Origin of the sequence: Lysinibacillus sp. RC46 (assembly GCF_041262385.1) — a bacterium.
GTDB lineage: Bacteria > Bacillota > Bacilli > Bacillales_A > Planococcaceae > Lysinibacillus.
Window position 1 is genome coordinate 25,699 of the sequence record NZ_JBGCCF010000013.1, and the last position, 22,754, is coordinate 48,452.

Consider the following 22,754-nt stretch of genomic DNA (forward strand, 5'->3'; position numbering starts at 1 on the left):
GAAAGCGAAGCGTCAGCAACAACAAATGTTTTCTGTAGCGAAAGCAAAGCAGCAGCTACAAATGTTTTCTGTGCGAAAGCGTAGCGTCAGCAACAAAGCGCCCAGTCGGAACAGAAATCAACCACACGTTATGGTGATGAGCCAAATATTATAGTAAAGTATGATGAAGTCATACCCACTTGGTGGAGAATAGAGGCATTATATATATGTCTCTTTCTGCCCATAGGTAGGGTATGAACAATTCGTCGAGCAGAATTTGGTTTACAGTAAAGGAGTATAAAAATAATGAAGTCATTTCGACTCATTCCAGCAATTGTCGCTGCTGCAATGCTAGTCGGCTGTGTGCCTTCTAATAAGAAGGAAACAGAGCTTACACAGGAGACGCAACAGGAAAAAGCGGAAACAACGATTATTCCAAGCATACAGATTGATGATTCATACTATAGAACGCTAACACCTTATAAACAAAGTGCTAGCAGAGGATTAGTAGTTTCAAATATCTTTACGAAATATGATATGAAGGAAGTAGAAACAGGTTTAATGCGACTTTCTCAAAATGAGTTTGACACAGAAAACTACTTCTTCCAAGAGGGGCAATATTTAGCGGAAAGCACAGTGACAGATTGGCTTGCACGTAGTTCACAAACGAAGGAAGGTTTAAATCCTCCAACGACGGACTCAATGCCAGCAGAAGAACGTGCAACTAAGGCCCCAATCTATTTATCACATATTGTTGAGCAAAATTATTTAACAAAAACTAGTGATAATAAAGTGAAATTAGGCGGTATTTCGATAGGACTTTCCTTAAACTCTATTTATTACTATCAAAAAGAAAAATATGGAGAGTACTATGAGCAACCAATTCCGGAGGCAAAACTCATTGAGCAAGGAAAGAAAATGGCCGCTGAAATTGTATCCCGCCTAAGAACTCGTGATGAATTGAAAGATATACCGATTGTAGTAGGCTTGTTTAAACAAAAAGCTCGCAATGACATTATTCCAGGAACGTATTTTAGCTATGGCGTAGCAAAAGCAGGACAAAACGACGTAGCTAATTGGAAAGGTATCGACGAAGAATATGTATTATTCCCAACGAGTGAATCACAGGATGTATACAGAGATGTTAGCAATAACTTTAAGAATTTTAAACAAGATGTAGATAAATACTTTTCTAATTATACTAGTGTAATAGGAACAGGCTTCTATCAAGATAAAAAAATTCAAAAGCTAACGATTGAAGTGCCAATCCAATTCTACGGCAAGTCTGAAATAATAGGCTTTACTCAATATTTAACAGGTGTTTTGATCAATCAATTTGATAACATCAATGTTGAAGTAAATATTACCTCAATAAATGGTCCAGAGGCATTGATCGTAAAGAATGCCAGCGAAAAGGAACCATACGTCCATATCTATTAAAATATAGTCAGCCTCGCGCTGACTATATTTTTTATGGGAAGAAAAATGAGTTCGTTGGAAGAATTAATCAGAGTGTTGGATAGACTCTTTAGAGTGAAAGCGACGGATAGATACCCGGAGCGACGGATAAAGTCTACGAATCGACGGAAAGAAACAAGAGCGACGGATAGCCCTGCCGAAGAGACGGATAGAAAAGGGAAAGCGACGGAAAGATTCGTCAGAGCGACGGATAAAGTCTTCGAAAAGACGGAAAGAAACAAGAGCGACGGATAGTCCCGCCGAAGAGACGGATAGAAAAGCGAAAGCGACGGAAAGATTCGTCAGAGCGACGGATAAAGTCTTCGAATCGACGGAAAGCCTCCCTGTCTCAAGAGCGCAGCACACAACCCATGCCCTACTCCTGAAAAGCGAAGTCTATATGAAGGACTCGAAAAGCAGTCCCTAAAGACAACACTTCGTCATAGTAGTGAAAGTTTCTTTATTTTTGGTGAAAGTTGTGATTTTTAATATGAAAAATGTTATGATTACTTGCATGGTTAACTTTATTCAACCCTATTGTTATCGATAAAAACAATGAATTGAGTGAGTATTCGGAGGTGTGAAAAATGGCAAAATTAACAAAAGAAGAAGTTAAACACGTTGCAAATTTAGCACGTCTTGCAATTACGGAAGAGGAAGCAGAGAAATTTGCTGAACAGCTTGGTAAAATTACAGACTTCGCAGAGCAACTAAACGAGTTAGATACAACGAATGTTGAACCAACAACTCATGTTTTACCATTAGTAAACGTAATGCGTGAAGATGTGGCAACAAAAGGCTTAGACCGTGAAGTAATGATGTTAAACGTAAAAGAACAAGAAGATGGTCAAGTAAAAGTACCAGCTATCATGTAATACTAAAACATAGGAGGATTCCTCATGACGTTATTTGAACGTTCAGCAAAGGAGCTACAAGCTGACATTAAAGCGGGTAACCTAACAATCGCTGATTTAACAAAAGAAGCATACGAACGTGTGGCAAAGCTTGACGGCGATGTACAAGCTTTCCTTGCTTCAAACGAAGAAAAAGCAACTGCACAAGCAGCTGAAATGGATAAAGTGCCATTTGAAGAGCGTGGACCACTTTTTGGTCTCCCTATCGGTGTTAAAGACAACATCGTGACAGAAGGTTTAGAAACAACTTGTGCTTCTAAAATTCTAGAAGGCTTTATGCCAATTTATGATGCAACAGTAGTTAAAAAGCTACGCGAAGCTGGTATGGTCACTATCGGTAAATTAAACATGGACGAGTTTGCAATGGGTTCTTCAAATGAAAACTCGTACTATAAAACAACAAAAAATCCATGGAATTTAAACCATGTACCAGGTGGATCTTCAGGTGCGTCTGCAGCAGCAGTAGCAGCAGGTGAAGTACCATTCTCACTTGGTTCTGATACAGGTGGTTCAATCCGTCAACCAGCAGCATATTGCGGTGTTGTAGGGATGAAGCCTACATATGGTCGTGTATCTCGCTTTGGTCTAGTTGCATTTGCATCTTCTTTAGATCAAATCGGACCAATTACACGTAATGTTGAAGATAACGCCCTTTTACTTGAAGCAATCGCAGGATTAGATGCAAACGATTCAACTTCTGCAGACGTAGAAGTACCAAACTACGCAGCAGCCCTTACAGGTGACGTAAAAGGCTTACGTATCGCTGTGCCAAAAGAATTCCTTGGTGAAGGTGTTGGCGAAGCAGCACGACAATCAGTGCTTGAAGCATTAGAAGTATTAAAAGGCTTAGGTGCTACAGTAGAAGAAGTATCACTTCCTCATTCGAAATACGCACTTGCAGCATACTATATTCTTTCTTCTTCTGAAGCGTCTTCTAACCTTTCTCGTTTTGATGGGATCCGTTATGGTTTCCGTGCAGAAAATGTTAATAATTTGATGGACCTTTATAAAGAAACACGTGCACAAGGCTTTGGCGATGAAGTAAAACGTCGTATCATGCTTGGTACTTACTCGCTAAGTGCAGGTACGTATGATGCTTACTACAAAAAAGCTCAACAAGCACGTACACTTATCAAAGCAGACTACGACAAAGTATTTGAAGACTTTGACGTAATTATTGGACCAACTTCTCCAACACCAGCATTCAAAATTGGTGAAAACGTCGATGATCCAATGACGATGTATGCAAATGATATTTTAACGATTCCTATGAACTTAGCTGGTGTGCCAGCCATCTCAATCCCATGTGGTATTGAAAATGGTCTACCACTAGGCCTACAAATTATCGGTAAATATTTCGATGAAGCAACAATTTACCGTGTAGCTCATGCTTTTGAACAAGCAACGGAGTTCCATAAACAAGTTCCTCAAATTTGGGAGGGAAAATAACATGAACTTTGAAACAGTCATTGGTTTAGAAGTACACGTTGAGTTAAAAACGAACTCAAAAATCTTCTCACCAGCACCAGCTCATTTTGGTGCTGAACCAAATACAAATACTACAGTTATCGACCTAGGCTATCCTGGTGTCCTACCTGTACTTAATAAAAATGTTGTAGATTTCGCAATGCGTGCAGCACTTGCACTAAATATGGAAATCGAACAAGAAACAAAATTTGACCGTAAAAACTACTTCTATCCAGATAATCCGAAAGCTTATCAAATTTCTCAATTTGATAAGCCAATCGGTAAAAACGGCTGGGTTGATATCGAAGTAGATGGTTATACAAAACGTATTGGTATTACACGTCTTCATATGGAAGAAGATGCTGGTAAACTGTCTCACAGTGGCGACCACTCTTTAGTTGACTTTAACCGTCAAGGTACACCACTTGTAGAAATCGTTTCTGAGCCAGATATTCGCACACCAAACGAAGCGTATGCGTATCTTGAAAAAGTAAAATCAATCATCCAATATGCAGATGTTTCAGACTGTAAAATGGAAGAGGGATCTTTACGTTGTGATGCCAACATCTCAATCCGCCCATACGGTCAAGAAGAATTCGGTACGAAAACAGAGCTTAAAAACCTGAACTCTTTCAACTATGTTCGCCGTGGTTTAGAGCACGAAGAATTACGCCAAGCTGATGTCCTTCTTTCAGGTGGGGTAATTGATCAAGAAACTCGTCGTTTCGATGAAAAAACAGGTAAAACAATTCTTATGCGTGTGAAAGAAGGAACAGATGATTATCGTTACTTCCCAGAGCCAGACTTAGTTCGTCTATCAATCGATGATGAATGGTTAGAACGAGTAAAATCAGAAATTCCAGAGCTACCAGATGCTCGTAAAAAACGCTATGTTGAAGAATTAGGCTTAACACCATATGATGCAGGAGTTCTTGTTATTTCAAAAGAAATCTCAGACTTCTTCGAGGCAATGGTAGCTAAAGATGCGGATGCAAAGCTTTCAGCAAACTGGCTTATGGGTGATGTTTCTGCCTATCTAAACGCAGAACAAAAAGACCTTAAAGATACTGCATTAACACCAGAAAACCTTGCAGAAATGGTGAAATTAATCACTGACGGTACAATTTCTTCTAAGATCGGTAAAAAAGTATTTGCTGAATTAGTAGAAAAAGGCGGTTCTGCAGGAGAAATCGTTAAAGCAAAAGGTTTAGTTCAAATTTCTGATGAAGGTGCATTACTTGCTATCGTTACAGAAGTTCTAGACAACAATGCACAATCAATCGAAGACTTCAAAAACGGTAAGGATCGCGCTATCGGCTTCTTAGTTGGTCAAATTATGAAAGCTACTAAAGGTCAAGCGAACCCACCAATGGTCAATAAATTATTACAACAAGAAATTGCAAAACGTTAATTGCAATTACAATAGAAGGCCAAGAGAGCAAATTCGTTTTCTTGGCTTTTTATTTTAAAAAATATACATACAAAAGACTCTTTGGGGTATCTATAACAAGATAAAATGCCCCCATTACCATAAAGTATCAACAGGTAGTAGTTTAGAAAGGTTACATATTGACCTTTCCGAAGTGGAGTTATATTAAAAAACGGCTCATTGAACTTAATTTTATGGTTCATCACCAAAAGTTGTGGATGACTTTTGTTAAAACGTCTACTATGTAAATAAGTTGATTGGAGTGGAGGCTGGGCGACTCCTTGGGGATTAGCGATAGAGGAACGAAGGCTAAAACCATCACATCCTGTGATAACGCCTACGTGACCAACATCGTGTTGGTCCGAGACCCTGGAGCGAGCATATAGGGGAACGAAGGCTAAAGTCATCACGTCCTGTGATAACGCCTTCGTGACCAACATCCTGTTGCCCCAAGCGGCTCATCGGACGCCCCCAGGAAGCTCTGCTCTGTGCGAAAGCGAAGCGACAGCAACAAATGTTTTATCTGTGCGAAAGCGAAGCGACAGCAACAAATGTTTTATCTGCGCGAAAGCGAAGCGACAGCAACAAATGTTTTATCTGTGCGAAAGCGAAGCGACAGCAACAAATGTTTTATCTGTGCGAAAGCGAAGCGACAGCAACAAAGCGCCCAGCTGGAACGGAAATCAACCGTACGTTATAGTGATGATCTAATTTTATCGTAATATGACTAAAAAATACCAAATTAGCACTTAATAGTTGTCTTCAAAGAGTATTCATAGCAAAATATAGAATAGAACATAATAAAAATTTAGGAGGTCAATCAATGAAAACTGAACAACAATATTTCAATGATGCGATTTCAATTCAACAATATATGGATAATATGACGACGTTAAAAGAGGAAAGCTTCCGTATTTATGATGGCTTCGATGCGCCACTAAACGATGGCTTTATCGAACTTCTGAAGGACAAGCAACCAAAAATTTTAACAATTACTGAGGATTGGTGCGGGGACGCAATGTTAAACAATCCAGTTATTCGTCGAGTTGCAGAGGCAGCAGGGTTAGAAATGCGCGCAGTACTACGTGATGCTGATACAGATTTAATTGATCGCTATTTAACAAACGGTGGCCGTGCAATTCCAATTTATATTTTATTAGATGATGCTGGTCAGGTTGTTGGAAAATGGGGTCCACGTGCACCAGAATTACAGGAATTAGTAGTGAGTAAACGAGCTACTTTACCAGATAAAGAAGATCCTACATTTGAAGATGCACAAAAAGCGCTATATGCTGAAATTCGTGAAGAGAATATTACGAATAAATCATATTGGACATTTGTCTATGAAGATTTTAAAAAGCAAGTAACAGCTGCATTACAATAATTGTAAATCGTAAGGCTGCATGTCAGAGAATGAGGACATGCCTTGCTTTTGTTGACTATTGGAAGCTTAATGCAACATTTAAACGAATAATTCATTGAAAGAAATAGAATCTTATGAAGCAAAGAAGGTATGTTATGAAACGAGCAAGAATCATTTATAATCCTACATCTGGGCGTGAAGTGTTTAAAAAGCATCTACCAGAAGTATTGGCAAAATTAGAGGTAGCAGGCTATGAGACATCTTGTCACGCAACAACTTGTGAAGGCGATGCAACCATTGCAGCAAAAAATGCAGTTGAACGTGGCTTTGATATAATCATTGCAGTTGGTGGAGATGGCACATTAAATGAAGTTGTTTCAGGTGTCAGTCCATTTGAGAACCGACCGAAAGTGGGTCTAATTCCGATGGGCACAACAAATGACTTTGCTCGTGCTGTGCAGATTCCTCGAAATATTGAAGCTGCAGTTGACATTATTATTAAAGGTGAATCGTTGCCGGTCGATGTTGGTTTATTAAATGGGGAACGCTATTTCATCAATATTGCCGCTGGTGGGCGTATTACAGAGTTAACGTATGAAGTGCCAAGTAAAATGAAAACAATGCTAGGACAGCTTGCTTATTACTTAAAAGCAGTAGAAATGATTCCATCAATTAAAGCTTCCCACATGCGTATCGAATATGATGGCGAAGTGTTTGATGGGGATGCCATGATGTTTTTATGCGGCTTAACAAATTCAGTGGGTGGCTTTGAAAAGCTTGCACCTGACGCGAGTATTAATGATGGCTACTTTACTTTATTAGTATTGAAAAAAGTAAGCCTGCCTGAATTTATTCAGCTTGCCGCAATGGCATTAAGAGGCGAGCATTTGAATGATGATCGTGTCATTTATAAAAAGGCAAGTGTCGTAAAAGTATCTACTGAAGATGAAATACATTTAAACTTAGATGGTGAGTATGGTGGGGATGCGCCTGCTACATTTGAAAACTTAAAGCGCCATATTGAGATTTTTGTTCCACTAGAAGATATTCGTGAAGAAGACCGTATTTAATGAAATATTAGAACAGGACGCTCTCAATTTAGGAGGAAGCCTTGTTTTATGGGTGAAATCGGTAAAAAAACCTATATGTAGGGGTAATTTCCTCCTATAATTGGTATTGTGAATGAATTAAGAAAAATGTTTGGCAAATGTGCGTATATTACTTGAACAAAATTTGAAACCTTTATAATAGGCCGAAATTCCGGTCCATTATAAAGGTTTTTTTCGTTGCAATGGTGGAAAATGGGGTAGAGATAAGGGAAAGGAAGTGTTGCCTTTGTATAAGTCACAGGAAAGAAAGCTCATTTGGCTAAGCTTTGGTGTTGCAATTATCATGCTACTTTCCATACTTGGAAGAATATTTGGAGGTTAGGGGGGCAATGAAATGGTGAATGAATCAGCAGTCTTTTGGAGTAGAGCATTAACGGAACTAACTTTATCGTTCCACATTATTTATGCAACGATTGGTGTTGGAGTACCGTTAATGATCATGATCGCACAATGGACTGGGTATAAAAAGAATGATGAGCACTATATTTTAATGGCGAGACGTTGGGCACGAGGTTTTGTTATTACGGTTGCAGTCGGCGTTGTCACAGGGACAGCTATTGGCTTACAGTTATCTTTACTATGGCCGAATTTTATGCAGCTTGCCGGTCAGACAATTGCATTACCACTTTTCATGGAAACGTTTGCATTTTTCTTTGAAGCCATCTTTCTAGGCATCTACCTATATACTTGGGATCGCTTCGATAGTCAGAAGAAGCATATGCTACTGTTAATTCCGGTTGCAGTCGGTGCATCGATGTCAGCTGTGTTTATAACAATTGTCAATGCGTTTATGAATGCGCCACAAGGATTTGATATTGTGGACGGCCAACTTGTGAATATTCAACCATTTTTAGCAATGTTTAATCCAGCAATGCCGACAAAGGTAGCACATGTTCTCGTTACAGCCTATATGACATCCGCATTTGTGTTAGCAGCAATTGCAGGATACCGTCTGCTTAGAGGTTCTAAGCATATATATCATAAAAAATCTTTATTACTACTTATGAAGATTGGTCTGATTTTCTCCATTGCTTCAGCAATTATTGGAGACTTTTCAGGAAAGTATTTAGCGGAATATCAGCCAGAAAAACTAGCTGCAGCTGAGTGGCATTTTGAAACGGGAGACAAAGCTTCTCTTATACTATTTGGTGTATTAGATGGGGAAGAAGTAAAATATGCTATTAAAGTACCTTATGCTTTGAGCGTTTTAGCACATAATAATCCAAATGCAGAGGTAATTGGCTTAGATCAATTTGCTGAAGAAGATCGACCACCACTATATATCCATTACCTCTTTAATCTCATGGTGTTTATCGGTATGTTCATGGCATTGGTTTCATTGGTTTATGTATGCGGGAAAGCACGTGATTGGCAGTTTATTCATTCACGTTGGTTTAGATGGATTGTTGTTGCAGGTGGACCACTTTCTATTATTGCGATTGAAGCAGGATGGTGGCTTGCTGAAGTTGGACGACAGCCTTGGATCTTATATGGATTAATGAGAACACCAGAAGGGGCCACAACGAGTGACCATGTAGATTTAATGATGCTGTTGTTTACAGGTGTGTATGCCGTATTAGCAGTAGGAAGTATGGTGGTTTTAATTCGTATGTTCAAAAAGAATCCAATTGAGCGAGAAATAGAAGATCGCCATGCTGAAAAAGGCGGTGACATCTTATGACATTAGAGATTTTAGGTATTTCAGTTTTATGGATTTTCCTATTTGGCTATGTCATTGTAGCTTCAATCGATTTTGGTGCAGGCTTTTTTAATGCCTATAGCCTACTCATCGGAAAAAATCATATTTTAACGAATATTATTAAGCGTTATTTATCACCTGTTTGGGAAGTAACCAATGTCTTTTTAGTATTCTTCTTTGTTGGGATTGTTGGATTTTTCCCACAAACAGCTTTCTATTATGGAACGATATTACTTGTCCCTGTTAGTATTTCGCTAGTGCTTCTTGCAATACGAGGCTCTTACTATGCATTTGAATCATATGGTGCACGTGGACATATCGGTTACACGCTGACGTATGGGATAGCAGGCTTGCTCATTCCAGCCTCACTTTCTGTTGTATTCGCGATTGCTGCTGGTGGCTATGTTGATATTGTTGACGGGCAACCAGTCTTAAATTACTGGACATTGTATACGAGCCCATTTGCTTGGAGTATTGTCATGTTGAGCATTGCAGCTGTACTTTATATTTCAGCCGTGTTTTTAACTTGGTACGCTCACAAAGCAAAAGATAAAGAAGCCACGAATTTAATGAGAAGATACGCACTTGCTTGGGCGATACCCTTGATGGTGAGTGCACTCGGCATTATGTACGAAATGAAATTCATCAATCCTGAAAGTTACGATCATATGGTTAATTTATGGTGGATGTTCGCCATTTCAGCCGTATTATTTATTATTACTGTAGTGTTAATTTGGATGCGAAAAAATTACGGTCTTGCGGTTGGATTATTGATTGCTCAATTTGCAGTGGCATTCTTCGCATATGGTATTGCACAATATCCATATTTACTGTATCCGTATTTAACAATTTACGATAGCTTTACAAGTACACAAATGGCGATCGCACTCGTCATTGCGTTCATTTTAGGACTGTGTCTGCTTATTCCATCACTGTTCTTGTTGTTGAAATTATTCCTCTTCAACAAAAATTATGTGACTGGAAAAGAAGACAATCACGTATAGGAGGGATAAAATTATGGCTAGTTTTTTAATTTTTTATGCGCCATTTATAGTTGTCATCCTCGGATTAGTTGCTGCTTTCTGGTGGGCACCTAGAGATTACCACACAGTGAGGAAAGAGGGAAAGAGTCGCGAATAGCGGCTCTTTTTTCTACTCGTATAAAGGGGAAGATGTATTTGTTAGGGTACTCGGGTAAGCAGAGCAGATTACTTTTTTTGATCAGCTTGGGGTGAGAGCGGATCACATTTGGGTCCAGCCGAGCAGTTTGGGAGCAGAGCGGATCACTTTTTGGCTAACCCGATCACTTCCTTAACACACCCGAGCGGTTAATATTAAGCCTTGTTCTTTTTTCATCCGCCACAACATGCTACAATAAAGAGATTGAAATGGAGGATGTACGAATGTCAGCACCCGTGAAAAAGAATGACCGACTAACAGTTTATATAGAAGATTTAACACATGATGGCAATGGCGTCGCAAAGGTCGATGGCTATCCATTATTTATCCAAGGTGCACTTCCTAATGAAACGGCGGAAGTACATGTTTTAAAAACGTTAAAAAATTACGGCTTTGCGAAGGTGGCAGAAATTCTAAAACCATCACCAGACCGAGTAGATGCGCCTTGTGAATATTTCAAGCAATGTGGCGGCTGCCAATTACAGCACCTGTCTTATGAAGGGCAGTTAAAATGGAAAGAAAATATGGTGCGTAATGTCATGCAGCGCATTGGTAAAATTGATGCGTCTGTTTTACCTGTGAAAGGCATGGAAGAGCCTTGGCATTACCGTAATAAAGCACAAATACCTTTCTCCTCAAATGAAGCAGGACAAGCTATTGCTGGCTTCTATAAAACGAAGTCACATAGCATTGTGGATATGGAGCGTTGCTTAATTCAGACAGGGGAAGCGGACGCAATTCTTGCAGGTTTGAAAAAGGAATTAGCGGCAATCGGTATTCGACCATACAACGAGCAAACACATGAAGGAATGCTACGCCATGTAGTCATTCGTAAAGCACGAGCAACTGGTGAAGTTATGGTTGTTCTTGTAACTAAAAAGAAAAAATTCCCGCAAAAAGAAGCTGCTGTTGCGACAATTCAGAAGCTTGTCCCGAATGTAACATCAATTATGCAAAACGTTAACAGCGACAAAACGAACGTTATTTTCGGTGATGAAACCGTAAACCTATGGGGCAAGGACGTTATTATTGATACAATTGGCGATGTTCGCTTTGAAATATCAGCTCGTTCATTTTACCAAGTAAACCCTGAGCAAACGGAAGTCCTATACAAGCAAGCATTAGATTACGCTAACTTGCAGGGTGATGAACGAGTAATTGATGCTTACTGTGGTATCGGCACAATTTCATTATTCCTTGCACAAAAAGCAAAGGCTGTTATGGGTGTTGAAATTGTACCGCAAGCTATTGAAGATGCGAAGCGCAATGCAGAATTAAATGGTTTCACTAATACGTATTTTGAGGCAGGTCCAGCAGAGGAAGTAATTCCACGCTGGTATAAGGAAGGCAAAGAAGCGGATGTTTTAGTAGTAGACCCACCACGCAAAGGCTGCGATGAGGCACTTCTAAAGACAATTTTAGAGCAACGTCCAAAGCGCGTTGTTTATGTGTCCTGTAACCCAGCTACACTAGCACGTGACCTTCGAGTTTTGGTGGATGGTGGCTATCAAACGCAGGAAATTCAACCTGTAGATATGTTCCCGCATTCGACGCATGTGGAGGTTGTTACGGAACTAACTCTAAAGGAGCGATCATAATGGACGCAGCAAAAAAATGGCTCTCTATCCCGAAAGATATCAGAGAAATGCTCGTGAAAAACGTATTTTGTGGCAATTGTGGTGTAACGACAATTGTGAAGTACACGATACAAGAGGGAGAATATGCCCCTGTATTGAAGGGGAAATGCAAGACTTGTGGTAGGGATGTTGCTCGGGTGATTGATTAGTAAATGATAGAACTCTGAAAGGATGGAGTGAATATTCCATCCTTTTTGTGTAAGCATAGAAAGGTTTTGGTTGAATCTTATGCTTGAATAGAAGAGGTTACTTTTGATATATGTGATGAAAATTATACACCTCATAATTGGTATCAGAACATTATAATAGGCAGTTCAAGAACGTGGGTTTGATATCAAAGGGTTTATAATTCGATTGCTTTATGATAAATTAACCGTTATCTTGAATTGCTTTTTTATGTTTTTGGAATAAAGTGTCCACTATTCGGGGTTCAGTTCAAAAATCTATGCCATCTACTTTTTGTTTATAAACATACCATTCAGGACCGATTTCCGTTAAAATAAACATTGCCGATTTACACAAATTATAAATGACAAAATGTACTTGTATTTGATAATCAATTATTAAGCATGATATAAGTGTAAACGAAGTGGAACATTTAGCTTCGTATTTTTTTGACCAAGAGTTTGAAGTTGTATCCATATTGAGAGGAATTGAGTTTGAAATGATAGATAATTTTTGGCGTGATTTACCACGACCATTTTTTGTACTTGCACCAATGGAAGATGTGACAGATGTTGTTTTTCGTCACGTAGTAAGTGAAGCAGGTCGACCGGATGTATTTTTTACAGAGTTTACAAACTCGGATAGCTATTGTCATCCAGAGGGCATGAAAAGTGTGCGTGGCCGTTTGATTTTTACAGAAGATGAACAACCAATGGTGGCACATATTTGGGGAGATAATCCCGAATATTTCCGGCAAATGAGTATTGGCATGGCAGAGCTAGGATTTAAAGGCATTGATATTAATATGGGATGCCCTGTACCGAATGTGGCATCGAGAGGGAAGGGTAGTGGCCTTATTTTGCGTCCAGACGTTGCGGCAGAGCTTATTCAAGCAGCAAAAGCGGGCGGACTCCCTGTCAGCGTGAAAACACGACTTGGCTTTAACGATGTAAATGAGTGGGAAGAATGGCTAACGCATATTTTAAAACAGGATATTGCGAACCTTTCTATTCATTTACGTACAAGAAAGGAAATGAGCCAAGTAGATGCGCATTGGGAGTTAATTCCGGAAATCAAAAAATTACGTGACCGTATTGCTCCAAATACGTTGCTAACAATCAATGGTGATATTCCTGACCGTCAAACTGGGCTACTGCTTGCTGAACAATATGGCATTGATGGCGTTATGATCGGGCGAGGTATTTTTAAAAATCCTTTTGCTTTTGAAAAGGAGCCAAGAGAGCATAGCAGTAAAGAGTACCTTGATCTTTTAAGACTGCAGCTGGATCTTCAAGATCAATATGCGGAAGAACTACCACGTTCCATCACAGGGCTTCATCGTTTTTTCAAAATTTATGTTAAAGGATTCCGTGGAGCTGGTGAATTAAGAAATCAATTGATGAACACGAAATCAACAGATGAAGTACGTGCATTGCTTGATAACTTCGAATCAAACAATGTTGATTGACGAAGGACGGTAAATAGACAAGAGGGGCAATGAACCCCTCTTTTTTGTTGCCTAATTCAGTTTTGTAAAGTACTTTTTCTATCTTCAAATGCACAATAAACGTTACTCCAATTATCTTCATCTCCGATCCACCAAAATGTTGTATTTTCTTTAGCAGTAGGGATGAAGAAAAAAACCCATTGATTAAAGTTTCACCTTATCCTTCTCTCACTCAGTATATCTAATTACTTAATTTTCCTCTTGGAGATGTAGACTAGACAATGTTCTGATTGACATATCGAGAATTATCGATATAATTTGGTTTATGGATCCAATTGAAGTGTTTAAGGCGTTGTCCAACGAGTCGAGGTTACAAATTTTACAATGGTTCAAAGAGCCTGAAAAATATTTTGCGCCCCATGAAGGGATTGATATGAGAAAAATCGGGGTTTGTGTTTGTCAAGTCCAGGAGAAGCTAAGTATGACACAGTCAACAGCTTCCCAATATTTGTCTATCCTCCAACGAGCCGGTCTGATCAAAATGGAGCGGATAGGAAAATTTACGTATTACAAAAGAGATGAAGACAAAATACAAGAGATTGCAGATTTTTTCAAATGTGAACTATAATTTAGACTGAATACCTGAAACGTATTCAGTTTTTATTTCTAAATCACATCTACATATTGCGATATGTTTAATTGTACTTTGTATTATTCTCTAAAATCAGCTAGGGAGTTGAGATTTTATTTGTGAACCATAATCTAGACTGGATTCCTGTAACAGATTCAATTTTATCCTATAACACATCAATATATGTGTATTACGAAAGGAGTTAGTGAAAATGAAGATTGGAATTATTGGTGCGGGTCGCATGGCTCAGGCCGTAGGAAGGCTGGCCGTAAAGGCTGGTCATCAAGTCATGATGAGTAATTCAAGAGGATCAGAGAGCATCTTTGATCTGGGCGAGGCGCTTGGTTGTAGCGTCGGTAGCATCGATGAAGCCGCAGCGTTCGGCGAAGTGGTCTTCGCCGCCATCCCGCTTCAGGCTTATCACGCCATCCCGGTGGAGCCTCTCTTTGGTAAGGTTGTGCTTAACCCGCAAAATTACTTCCCCCACTTTGGACGTATTCCAGAGTTGGAGAGAGGAGAGTTGACGACAGCCGAGCTTTTAGCACGACACTTACCACAGTCGCGTATAGTCAAAGTGCTGAACTCGATCTTAGTGGAGGAAGTGGTGCCCGATGCACGACCTGCCGGTGCTCCGGATCGCCGCGCCCTTCCAATCGCGGGTGACGACAAAGACGCTAAGGAGATAGTAATTAGGCTCTTGGATCAGATAGGTTATGATGCGGTTGATGCTGGTCCACTCGCAGAGGGCTGGCGTTTCGAGCGACGGAAGCCTGTCTATTGTGTACCGTTAAACAAAAGTATGCTGGAACAGATGCTGTCTACTACTACTCGTGCTGCGTTAATGCCCGAAGGACATTGGCGTTATCATCGTGGAATTCGTGGCTAGTTAAGCGACGCGTTTCACTTGCTGTTGGACACATAGAGCTCAAATGCATGGTCGTACGTTTCGGTATGCAAATTTATCGTTACCCGTAAAGGTCACTTTCAAGCGGTCCATGGCTAAGGGAAAGAACTTTATACGTCAGCGACTGAATGTTCAAACAGCAATTTCAGTTTTATTTTTTAAGTATCAAATCGATATATTGTGATATGTAATTGTATAGAAATTTTTATAACATCAAATTTTTAACATGAGAAATGGAAGAAGAGGAGCAAATCTTAATGACAGGCACATGGAAAATTTACTTATTGGCACTCGTTAGTTTTTTAGTCGGCACATCTGAGTATGTTATTTCGGGTATCTTAGATCAAATCTCGGATACATTGGGCATCTCCGTTACTTCGGCCGGGCAACTTGTTACGATTTTTTCTTTAGTATATGCAATCTGCACACCTGTGCTGATGGCGTTGACGGCAAAAGTTGAAAGGCAAAAATTGTTGGTTTCAGCAATGGGTATCTTCGTTTTAGCCAATGGTTTATCTTTTGTCCTGCCTGGATATGAGCTTTTTGTTTTAGCTCGTGTAATCATGGCTTTAGGCGCGGGAATGGTTGTTGTAACCGCCCTAGATATTGCTGCCAAAATTGCCGCTCCAGGTAAACAAGCAAGCGCCATTGCCACCGTGATTATGGGATTTACAGCTTCCTTAATTATTGGTGTTCCTCTTGGACGAATTTTAGCAGTCGAATTCGGATGGAAGTCTGTATTTGGTTTCCTGGCACTAACAGGATTACTTGCGATGTTTATTCTCTACACGGCAATACCTAAAATAAAAGGGGATGAACCCGTTCCTTTGTCCAAGCAGCTTGCCTTCTTGAAAAATAGAAAAGTAACGCTAGGGCTCGCTATTACCTTTTTCTGGCTGGGTGGATACTCGATAGCCTATACTTATATTTTACCTTATCTACTTAATGTCGCTGGTTTAAATGAGGAGCTGTTGAGAGTAGCTTTATTGGCGTTCGGAATCGCTAGCTTAGTCGGATCTAAATTTGGAGGGTTTAGTACGGATAAATGGGGGGTCTTTCCAACGTTGACCGGGGGAATGTTTTTACATGTTGTAGCTCTCATCGCCCTTTCCATTTCCGTTTCCTTAACTGATTCGTGGCTAATTATTATATGCTTCCTGATTTTATGGTCATTTGCAGCATGGTCTACTGGGCCGACACAGCAATTTAATCTAGTTCAGATTGAACCGAATTATTCGGGAATAATGTTAAGTCTTAACCAATCAATGATGCAATTGTCAATGGCTGCTGGTGCAGGAATTGGGGGCATCATAGTTAATCAAGTGTCTTTATCATCAATTACATGGTTCGGCATGATTGGAGTCATCCTTGCGATTATTATAGCGTTTATATTGAAGTCGCAGATGAGCAGAGGAAAGTATGAGACAAAAGAGGGGCAATGAACCCCTCTTTTTTGTTGCCTAATTCAGTTTTGTAAAGTATCTTATCTCTTCTGTATCCGTATAAAAGCCAACTGATTCGTATAGAGATAAGGCGGATTTATTTGTAGTTAGTACCATGAGAGTAGCTTTTTGTAGCTGATGTGACTTAAGATATTTCAAAGCTTGTGTAAGCAAATACTGGGCAATGCCGCGCTTCCTCCATGGTACACGGACAAAAACGTCCTCTATTACACCGTAGTCTTCTTCTTGCCATGCCATCAGTCCGCCAACAATAGTGTCTGTTTGACGTATGACCATGGATGTCCATAGCTTGTTATTCTTGTATTCAGGTAACCTATTAAGACCAAGTGGAGCGTCAGGCCAAATTTCAGCTTCTATATCAAGGTAATCTCTTTCCTCGCTAGATGTCTCCATGTTCCAGTGTGAGAATTGAAACTCCTCCTGAAGTTTGAACTCAGGAATCGGTTCATTCAAATCTCGATTCATACTATACAAACTATTCAGAGGGAGGTATCCTTTTTGGATAAAAAACTGATTGTTTGCTGTTTCTTCCGAATCGTTACCAACACAAAGTATTGTTCCATATTCTTTAGGCAAAGTTTCCTTTAATTGCTTTGCTCTTGTGAAAAGATATTGATAGACTTTGTCGAGCAGAGCAATGTCATGTTCTCTTTCAGAAATGGTTTTAAGATTAACGTATATGGAGTGATTATTCTCTTTTGAACGACCAGGAGGTACAACGTTAATGATGCTCACTTGCCCCTTAGCGACCATTTCCCCATCTTCAAATGCACAATAAACGTTACTCCAATTATCTTCATCCCCGACCCACCAAAATGTTGCATTTTCTTTTGCTGTTACGGATCGGTACAACTCGCCAAGTAAAGGCATGTCTCCATTTTCAAAGTTACGTATGAAATTTTCTGTTGATGAATGGCTCAAAATAACCCCCCCTTTCAGTAGTTGGGATTTTGCAGTTTAGAAGGTTAGCTATGCGAGTTCCCCGTATCGATACATTTATACATTATATATTATAAAATGGTATTATATGTAACATGGTGTTTAGTGCTCCTAAGCATGATTCTTTAAATAACTCTTTCTAAAATAGCTGTTACCCACTTCCCAAAAGGAGAATTAACTATGTACAAACTTATGCTTATTGAAGACGATAATGAATTAAGTGCGCTTATTCAAGAAAACTTGGAGCGCTATGGGTATACTGTTGTACAGCCTGAAGACTTTTTGAATATAGAGGATGAGTTTACGAAAATTAATCCTGATTTAGTTTTATTAGATATTAATTTACCTTATTATGATGGCTATTATTTATGTAGAGCTTTTCGTAAGCAGTCGAATGTACCAATCTTAATTATTTCTGCTCGTAATCAAGAACTAGATCAGATTATGGCTATTGAACTTGGGGCTGATGACTATATTACGAAACCATTTACGTTTGACATGTTGCAATCAAAGGTGAAAGCGACGACTAGAAGAGTTTATGGAGAATATGCAGCAAAAGAACAAAAACTTACGTGTGTTGGTCAGCTATGTATTAATGCCGATACACTTGTTTTAACTTTCCGTGAGAAAAAGATTAACCTTAGTAAAAATGAATATAAATTAATGAAAAAATTAATAGATAATAGGAATTCATTTGTTTCAAGAGAAGAGCTAATTGAGGAAGTGTGGGACTCAATTACATTCGTAGAGGACAATACATTAACTGTTAATATGACGAGAATAAAGCATATACTATCTGAATTAGGATATGCTGAAGTAATCAAGAGCAAAAGAGGAGTAGGGTATATGTTTCACCATTCTAATTCTACGAGGGGTTCGCAATGTTAAAGCATATTTTAATAAAATTTTTAAAAGATAGGTTCCGACTAATCATATTTTATTTAATAAATATGGTTTGCGTTATGACCTTTTTTCATCTAAATGAGCCGGCAAATGATGAAATTTTTTATCCATTATCGATAGGATTATTTTTATTAACTGTGTATTTAGTAATAGATTGGCTTAACTACTATCAAACGAACAAAGCCATTGAGCTTATGTTGAGGGGGCAATTTGTTGAATTACAACCACATTCAGAGGAACAGAAGGCGTTTTATCAATTGCTACAGAAAAATATAAGTGAACACACTCGCAAATACAATACAATGAAGGAACAGAAAAATGAAAGTCTATATTTTTTATCCCATTGGATGCACTTTTTAAAAACGCCTGTTTCTATAATAGAACTGATCATTAGTAAAGAAAAAACAGAGGATGCTACTGTCCTTTTTGAAAAAATTCAGCGAGAAAACAAACGAATACATACTTCAATAGAGCAAGCGTTAACGATGGTGAGAATGGAAAGCTTTGAAACGGATTTGGACATAAATGCAGTTGATTTACTTACTACTTTGCGAAAAGTCATTAATGGGCGAAAAAGGGAATGTATTTCCCATTCTATATTTCCGGTAATTGAATTTGATGAAGAAGAAGCCTTTGTAGTTACTGATGTAAAATGGAACGAAATTTTATTGGACCAGATTGTTTCCAATGCTATTAAATATTCTAGCTTAAAAAGCGGGAAGAAACAGCTTATTTTCAAGATTGAACGTCTCGGGGAGTACATCACATTATCCATTATTGATGAAGGGATTGGTATGCCTTCTTATGATGTGGATAGAGTATTTCAACCATTTTTTACAGGAGAAAATGGAAGGAAAATGCCCAATTCCACAGGTATAGGACTTTATATTAGTAAAAAAATAGCAGACAAGCTTGGACAAACGATTGCCATACAATCTGAAGTGTCGAGAGGTACAACTGTAACGATTCGATGGCAAGCAGCAGAAAATCATTTGTCTCAAGCATAACCAAACCTTACAGAGTTGTAAGGTTTTTTTAGTGAATCGAATTTTTGTACGTCCACTTGAGACTTAGAATGGTATTTAATAACGATTTCCTAGGGGGAAGAACAATGGTTATTTTAGATGCGAGAAATATAGTTAAAATATACGGAGAATCACTAGAAGAAGGTTCCACGACAGCACTGGGAGGAATAAGCTTATCAATGAAGAAAGGTGAGTTTGTTGCCATTATGGGACCTTCCGGGAGCGGAAAAACAACATTACTTAACATATTAAGTGGGATAGATAAGCCAACCTCTGGTGAAGTTACAATCGAAGGCAAAGCTATAAGTGAAATGAGCGCTGATGAATTAGCTTTATTTCGCCGACAACAATTAGGATTCGTCTTCCAAGAGTTTAACCTTTTAGATAGCTTAACGGTAAAAGAAAACATTATGTTGCCAATGATTCTGGAAAAGAAAGGCGCGGCTGAAATGGAGGAGAAGGTACAAAACCTATCTAAGCTTTTTGGTATTGATACGATCTTGAATAAATATCCCTATAACATATCGGGTGGACAGGGGCAGCGTACGGCTGTTAGTAGAGCACTAGTTAACGAGCCTAGTATTATATTTGCCGATGAACCAACAGGAAATTTGGATTCGAAAACATCAGAAATAATTATGGAATGCTTTGAAAAGATCGTCCAAGAGCTTGAGGCAACCATTCTTCTTGTGACCCATGATGTCTTTGCAGCTAGTTATTGTCAAAAAGTAGTCTTTATAAAAGATGGCTTTATTCATTCTTACATTGTGAAAAAGGGCAATAAGAAAGAATTTCTCAATCAAATCATTGATAATCTAGCTGTCTTAGGGGGAAGAGCCCATGACATTTAAGCAAGTTGTATGGAAAATGGCAAAGGTACATTATAAAAAATATCTTTTATACTTGGTCTGTAATAGCTTTGTCGTTATGTTTTTCTTTATGTTTTCCACCCTCTATTTCAATAAGCAAATCGAACAAGTTAAAAAGCTAGAATCTCTGGATTATGTGTTGAATGTACCTGCAATTGCTTTGATCGTTTTTATGATATTTTTCATTACATATGCACATGGTACTTTTATCAAAAGAAGAAAAAGCGAGTTTGGGCTATTCATAACGTTAGGGATGACCAATCGCGATATTAGCAAACTATTACTATTAGAGAATGCCATTATTGCTTTTCTTTCTATAGTTATCGGGCTTCTGTCAGGGGGCGTATTTTCGCGGCTATTCTTTTTACTTCTTATGAATAGTGTAGGCTTAGAGGAAATTGCTTTTCAGTTAAATAGCAAGATGCTTTACTTTCCTATTATCACTTTCATCATCATCTACTTTTTTGCGATTGGTAAATCACTTTATCTTATTTTGAATCGAAATCTTATACAAAGCTTAAAAAGCAATAAGGTTGCAGAATCAATTAAATTAAAAAGTCCGAAGCTTGGAGTGTTTGGACTTATATTGATTATTGGATCAGTTCTGGGGCTTTTTATCACGTATATTGGTCCACATGCTGGTGAATTTCTATATATTTGGTTTACCATAACAACTGTAGGTTTATATCTTTGTCTTTCTCAGTTTATGAGTTTTTTTATAGAGCTAGCGAAACAAAATAATGAATTTTTTTATCGACAATTATTGTTATTGACGAGTATAGACTATAAATTTAAGCAGTTCACCTCTATTTTAATGATGGTGACAATGATGATTATGATAACCATTCTGTACAGTACTATCATATTAACCACGTATACGTTAAATGAAAAGGAAGTGTTGAATCAAAATCCTTTTGATATAGCATTTCTCCAACCGGAAACGAAAGATAATTTGTCTATAGGAGAATTCGATGCAGTATTAAATAATAAAGAAAATCCTGTTCAAAAGCATATAGTGATTCCATTATATTCTTACTATGATAAAACGTACGATGGTTGGTATAACCTTTATAACATAATGTCAGTGGATCATTTTAATGCATTAACTTCTAGAGAGGTAATATTACAAGGACGAGAATATCTTCACTATTTGAATGTAGAACCAGAGTATGCAGGGGATGCGAATGAAGATATTCTAGAGTGGACAATCCCAAGTAGAAAAGGCAATATCACTTATTCACTAAAAAAATCTATTATTGAAAGTAATATTAATTCTCTTTTGGGTGTTTCCGATTTTATCATTGTCAGTAATTCCGAATTCGAGTTTCTTAAAGCGAATGTACATGGTTTCGCATCGAATCTCCATTTAATTAACGTTGTCAGCTGGAAAGAGACAACAAAGGCTGTTAAAGGCTTAGAGGAAAGATATAATAATGAAAAGACCCCATCAATTGTAGATGTTAGAGGAAAGAATGTATCACAAGAGAACCCATTCAAAATTGCCTCTAAAATAGGAGGCCATTATCGTAATATCCATTCTAATGGTATGTTATTCTTTGTCATGACTTTTTTGAGTATTATCTTCTTTTTTGGGTCCTTTATTTTAGTGTATTTAAATCTTTTTTCAGAGATCGATAAAGAACAAGTAAAGTATCAAAAACTTTATAATATAGGGATTACTGCAACAGAAGTAAAGCGAATGATATCAAGGGAGATGAAGATCATATTCTTTATCCCAACACTAGCAGGCATGGGCTTAGCCTTTCTATATGTTATTTCTATGGCAAATGATGTTGGCGGTGTCATAAGGAATCCAGAAATACTATGGCAGTTCTTTAGCATTTCAGGAATTTACCTTATCATTCAAATAGGATTTTATCTATATACAAGGAGGAAGATGTTTTCTCATCTATCACAGGGAAAATGAAGCATAAAAAAATCATTTTATCGCTACTTTCTAAGGGATAAGGTGATTTTTTCTACTATAAAACATTGCTTTTTCGATAATAATCTTATAGAATGTAGAACGATATAAATGAACGAAATAAATTTCCTTTAATACGGTCCAGAGAGGCTGAAAAGGGCTACATGATATTTTTTAAGCTAACAATATCTTTGTTTTCGCATGCCCTTTTTGTCCTCTGTGACAGAAGGGCTTTTTATTTTGCCAATTA

At 38.3% G+C, this 22,754-nt stretch carries 21 protein-coding genes; 19 read left to right on the forward strand and 2 right to left on the reverse strand.

Annotated features, from left to right (window positions below; all coding sequences use genetic code 11):
- Positions 1-285: 285 nt before the first annotated feature.
- The gene (locus ABH966_RS13415) at positions 286-1,419 is read left to right on the forward strand and encodes a CamS family sex pheromone protein (protein WP_370079189.1); all 1,134 of its coding nucleotides are present in this window, start codon (positions 286-288) and stop codon (positions 1,417-1,419) included.
- Between the two features lie 63 nt (positions 1,420-1,482).
- Here the strand turns inward: ABH966_RS13415 and ABH966_RS13420 are convergent, their stop codons facing one another.
- Positions 1,483-1,803 (reverse strand): hypothetical protein, encoded by a 321-nt coding sequence (locus ABH966_RS13420; RefSeq protein ID WP_370079191.1) that lies wholly within the window; start codon positions 1,801-1,803, stop codon positions 1,483-1,485.
- Positions 1,804-2,024: 221 nt separating this feature from the next.
- On the opposite strand from ABH966_RS13420, the gene gatC reads away from it, so the two are divergent.
- The 14 genes from gatC to ABH966_RS13490 all read left to right on the forward strand — a co-directional run bounded on the left by gatC (position 2,025) and on the right by ABH966_RS13490 (position 16,823).
- Positions 2,025-2,312: an Asp-tRNA(Asn)/Glu-tRNA(Gln) amidotransferase subunit GatC gene (gatC, locus tag ABH966_RS13425; RefSeq protein ID WP_010857153.1), complete on the forward strand. Its 288-nt coding sequence runs from the start codon at positions 2,025-2,027 to the stop codon at positions 2,310-2,312.
- Between the two features lie 24 nt (positions 2,313-2,336).
- Positions 2,337-3,800, forward strand: a complete 1,464-nt coding sequence (gene gatA, locus ABH966_RS13430) for an Asp-tRNA(Asn)/Glu-tRNA(Gln) amidotransferase subunit GatA (RefSeq protein ID WP_370079193.1) — start codon at positions 2,337-2,339, stop codon at positions 3,798-3,800.
- Position 3,801: 1 nt separating this feature from the next.
- Positions 3,802-5,229: an Asp-tRNA(Asn)/Glu-tRNA(Gln) amidotransferase subunit GatB gene (gene gatB / locus ABH966_RS13435; protein WP_370079195.1), complete on the forward strand. Its 1,428-nt coding sequence runs from the start codon at positions 3,802-3,804 to the stop codon at positions 5,227-5,229.
- A gap of 841 nt (positions 5,230-6,070) precedes the next feature.
- Positions 6,071-6,631, forward strand: a complete 561-nt coding sequence (locus ABH966_RS13440) for a thioredoxin family protein (RefSeq protein ID WP_370079197.1) — start codon at positions 6,071-6,073, stop codon at positions 6,629-6,631.
- Positions 6,632-6,765: 134 nt separating this feature from the next.
- Positions 6,766-7,680, forward strand: coding sequence for a diacylglycerol kinase (locus ABH966_RS13445; protein ID WP_370079199.1), 915 nt, complete (start codon positions 6,766-6,768; stop codon positions 7,678-7,680).
- A gap of 373 nt (positions 7,681-8,053) precedes the next feature.
- A complete protein-coding gene (locus ABH966_RS13450) occupies positions 8,054-9,400 on the forward strand; it encodes a cytochrome ubiquinol oxidase subunit I (RefSeq protein ID WP_370079201.1) in 1,347 nt (448 codons plus the stop codon).
- Positions 9,397-10,422 (forward strand): cytochrome d ubiquinol oxidase subunit II, encoded by a 1,026-nt coding sequence (locus ABH966_RS13455; protein ID WP_370079203.1) that lies wholly within the window; start codon positions 9,397-9,399, stop codon positions 10,420-10,422. The genes ABH966_RS13450 and ABH966_RS13455 overlap by 4 nt, the downstream gene beginning before the upstream one ends.
- 13 nt (positions 10,423-10,435) lie before the next feature.
- Complete coding sequence (gene cydS / locus ABH966_RS13460) at positions 10,436-10,558, forward strand: cytochrome bd oxidase small subunit CydS family protein (RefSeq protein WP_370079205.1); 123 nt, start codon at positions 10,436-10,438, stop codon at positions 10,556-10,558.
- A gap of 263 nt (positions 10,559-10,821) precedes the next feature.
- Positions 10,822-12,195, forward strand: coding sequence for a 23S rRNA (uracil(1939)-C(5))-methyltransferase RlmD (gene rlmD, locus ABH966_RS13465; RefSeq protein ID WP_370079207.1), 1,374 nt, complete (start codon positions 10,822-10,824; stop codon positions 12,193-12,195).
- Complete coding sequence (locus ABH966_RS13470; protein ID WP_132363450.1) at positions 12,195-12,383, forward strand: hypothetical protein; 189 nt, start codon at positions 12,195-12,197, stop codon at positions 12,381-12,383. The genes rlmD and ABH966_RS13470 overlap by 1 nt, the downstream gene beginning before the upstream one ends.
- Positions 12,384-12,898: 515 nt before the next feature.
- Complete coding sequence (locus ABH966_RS13475) at positions 12,899-13,867, forward strand: tRNA dihydrouridine synthase (RefSeq protein WP_370079365.1); 969 nt, start codon at positions 12,899-12,901, stop codon at positions 13,865-13,867.
- A 304-nt stretch (positions 13,868-14,171) separates the two neighbouring features.
- On the forward strand, positions 14,172-14,474 hold the full coding sequence (locus ABH966_RS13480) for an ArsR/SmtB family transcription factor (RefSeq protein WP_370079209.1): 303 nt from the start codon (positions 14,172-14,174) through the stop codon (positions 14,472-14,474).
- 214 nt (positions 14,475-14,688) lie between these two features.
- Positions 14,689-15,363 carry an NADPH-dependent F420 reductase gene (locus ABH966_RS13485; protein WP_370079211.1) on the forward strand — a complete coding sequence of 225 codons (675 nt, stop codon included), beginning with the start codon at positions 14,689-14,691 and terminating at the stop codon, positions 15,361-15,363.
- Between the two features lie 275 nt (positions 15,364-15,638).
- Entirely contained in the window at positions 15,639-16,823 is a 1,185-nt protein-coding gene (locus tag ABH966_RS13490) for an MFS transporter (RefSeq protein WP_370079213.1), read from the forward strand.
- A gap of 18 nt (positions 16,824-16,841) precedes the next feature.
- Here the strand turns inward: ABH966_RS13490 and ABH966_RS13495 are convergent, their stop codons facing one another.
- Positions 16,842-17,714 carry a GNAT family N-acetyltransferase gene (locus ABH966_RS13495; protein WP_370079367.1) on the reverse strand — a complete coding sequence of 291 codons (873 nt, stop codon included), beginning with the start codon at positions 17,712-17,714 and terminating at the stop codon, positions 16,842-16,844.
- A 249-nt stretch (positions 17,715-17,963) separates the two neighbouring features.
- Here ABH966_RS13495 and ABH966_RS13500 point away from each other — a divergent pair, with 249 nt between their 5' ends.
- From ABH966_RS13500 to ABH966_RS13515, 4 genes are all read left to right on the forward strand, one after another.
- On the forward strand, positions 17,964-18,671 hold the full coding sequence (locus tag ABH966_RS13500; protein WP_370079215.1) for a response regulator transcription factor: 708 nt from the start codon (positions 17,964-17,966) through the stop codon (positions 18,669-18,671).
- Between the two features lie 74 nt (positions 18,672-18,745).
- Positions 18,746-19,693, forward strand: a complete 948-nt coding sequence (locus ABH966_RS13505; protein ID WP_370079217.1) for a sensor histidine kinase — start codon at positions 18,746-18,748, stop codon at positions 19,691-19,693.
- Between the two features lie 104 nt (positions 19,694-19,797).
- Positions 19,798-20,562, forward strand: coding sequence for an ABC transporter ATP-binding protein (locus tag ABH966_RS13510; RefSeq protein WP_370079219.1), 765 nt, complete (start codon positions 19,798-19,800; stop codon positions 20,560-20,562).
- Positions 20,552-22,507: an FtsX-like permease family protein gene (locus ABH966_RS13515; RefSeq protein ID WP_370079221.1), complete on the forward strand. Its 1,956-nt coding sequence runs from the start codon at positions 20,552-20,554 to the stop codon at positions 22,505-22,507. The genes ABH966_RS13510 and ABH966_RS13515 overlap by 11 nt, the downstream gene beginning before the upstream one ends.
- Positions 22,508-22,754: the final 247 nt, after the last annotated feature.

Coding starts and splice junctions, on each gene's coding strand:
- ABH966_RS13440 (WP_370079197.1), top strand. CDS start 6,071: ATGAAAACTGAACAACAATATTTCAATGATGCGATTTCAATTCAACAA.
- ABH966_RS13500 (WP_370079215.1), top strand. CDS start 17,964: ATGTACAAACTTATGCTTATTGAAGACGATAATGAATTAAGTGCGCTT.
- ABH966_RS13475 (WP_370079365.1), top strand. CDS start 12,899: ATGATAGATAATTTTTGGCGTGATTTACCACGACCATTTTTTGTACTT.
- gatC (WP_010857153.1), top strand. CDS start 2,025: ATGGCAAAATTAACAAAAGAAGAAGTTAAACACGTTGCAAATTTAGCA.
- ABH966_RS13445 (WP_370079199.1), top strand. CDS start 6,766: ATGAAACGAGCAAGAATCATTTATAATCCTACATCTGGGCGTGAAGTG.
- ABH966_RS13515 (WP_370079221.1), top strand. CDS start 20,552: ATGACATTTAAGCAAGTTGTATGGAAAATGGCAAAGGTACATTATAAA.
- ABH966_RS13455 (WP_370079203.1), top strand. CDS start 9,397: ATGACATTAGAGATTTTAGGTATTTCAGTTTTATGGATTTTCCTATTT.
- ABH966_RS13495 (WP_370079367.1), bottom strand. CDS start 17,714: ATGCCTTTACTTGGCGAGTTGTACCGATCCGTAACAGCAAAAGAAAAT.
- ABH966_RS13490 (WP_370079213.1), top strand. CDS start 15,639: ATGACAGGCACATGGAAAATTTACTTATTGGCACTCGTTAGTTTTTTA.
- ABH966_RS13470 (WP_132363450.1), top strand. CDS start 12,195: ATGGACGCAGCAAAAAAATGGCTCTCTATCCCGAAAGATATCAGAGAA.
- ABH966_RS13415 (WP_370079189.1), top strand. CDS start 286: ATGAAGTCATTTCGACTCATTCCAGCAATTGTCGCTGCTGCAATGCTA.
- ABH966_RS13480 (WP_370079209.1), top strand. CDS start 14,172: ATGGATCCAATTGAAGTGTTTAAGGCGTTGTCCAACGAGTCGAGGTTA.
- ABH966_RS13485 (WP_370079211.1), top strand. CDS start 14,689: ATGAAGATTGGAATTATTGGTGCGGGTCGCATGGCTCAGGCCGTAGGA.
- ABH966_RS13505 (WP_370079217.1), top strand. CDS start 18,746: ATGACCTTTTTTCATCTAAATGAGCCGGCAAATGATGAAATTTTTTAT.
- ABH966_RS13450 (WP_370079201.1), top strand. CDS start 8,054: ATGGTGAATGAATCAGCAGTCTTTTGGAGTAGAGCATTAACGGAACTA.
- gatA (WP_370079193.1), top strand. CDS start 2,337: ATGACGTTATTTGAACGTTCAGCAAAGGAGCTACAAGCTGACATTAAA.
- ABH966_RS13510 (WP_370079219.1), top strand. CDS start 19,798: ATGGTTATTTTAGATGCGAGAAATATAGTTAAAATATACGGAGAATCA.
- gatB (WP_370079195.1), top strand. CDS start 3,802: ATGAACTTTGAAACAGTCATTGGTTTAGAAGTACACGTTGAGTTAAAA.
- cydS (WP_370079205.1), top strand. CDS start 10,436: ATGGCTAGTTTTTTAATTTTTTATGCGCCATTTATAGTTGTCATCCTC.
- rlmD (WP_370079207.1), top strand. CDS start 10,822: ATGTCAGCACCCGTGAAAAAGAATGACCGACTAACAGTTTATATAGAA.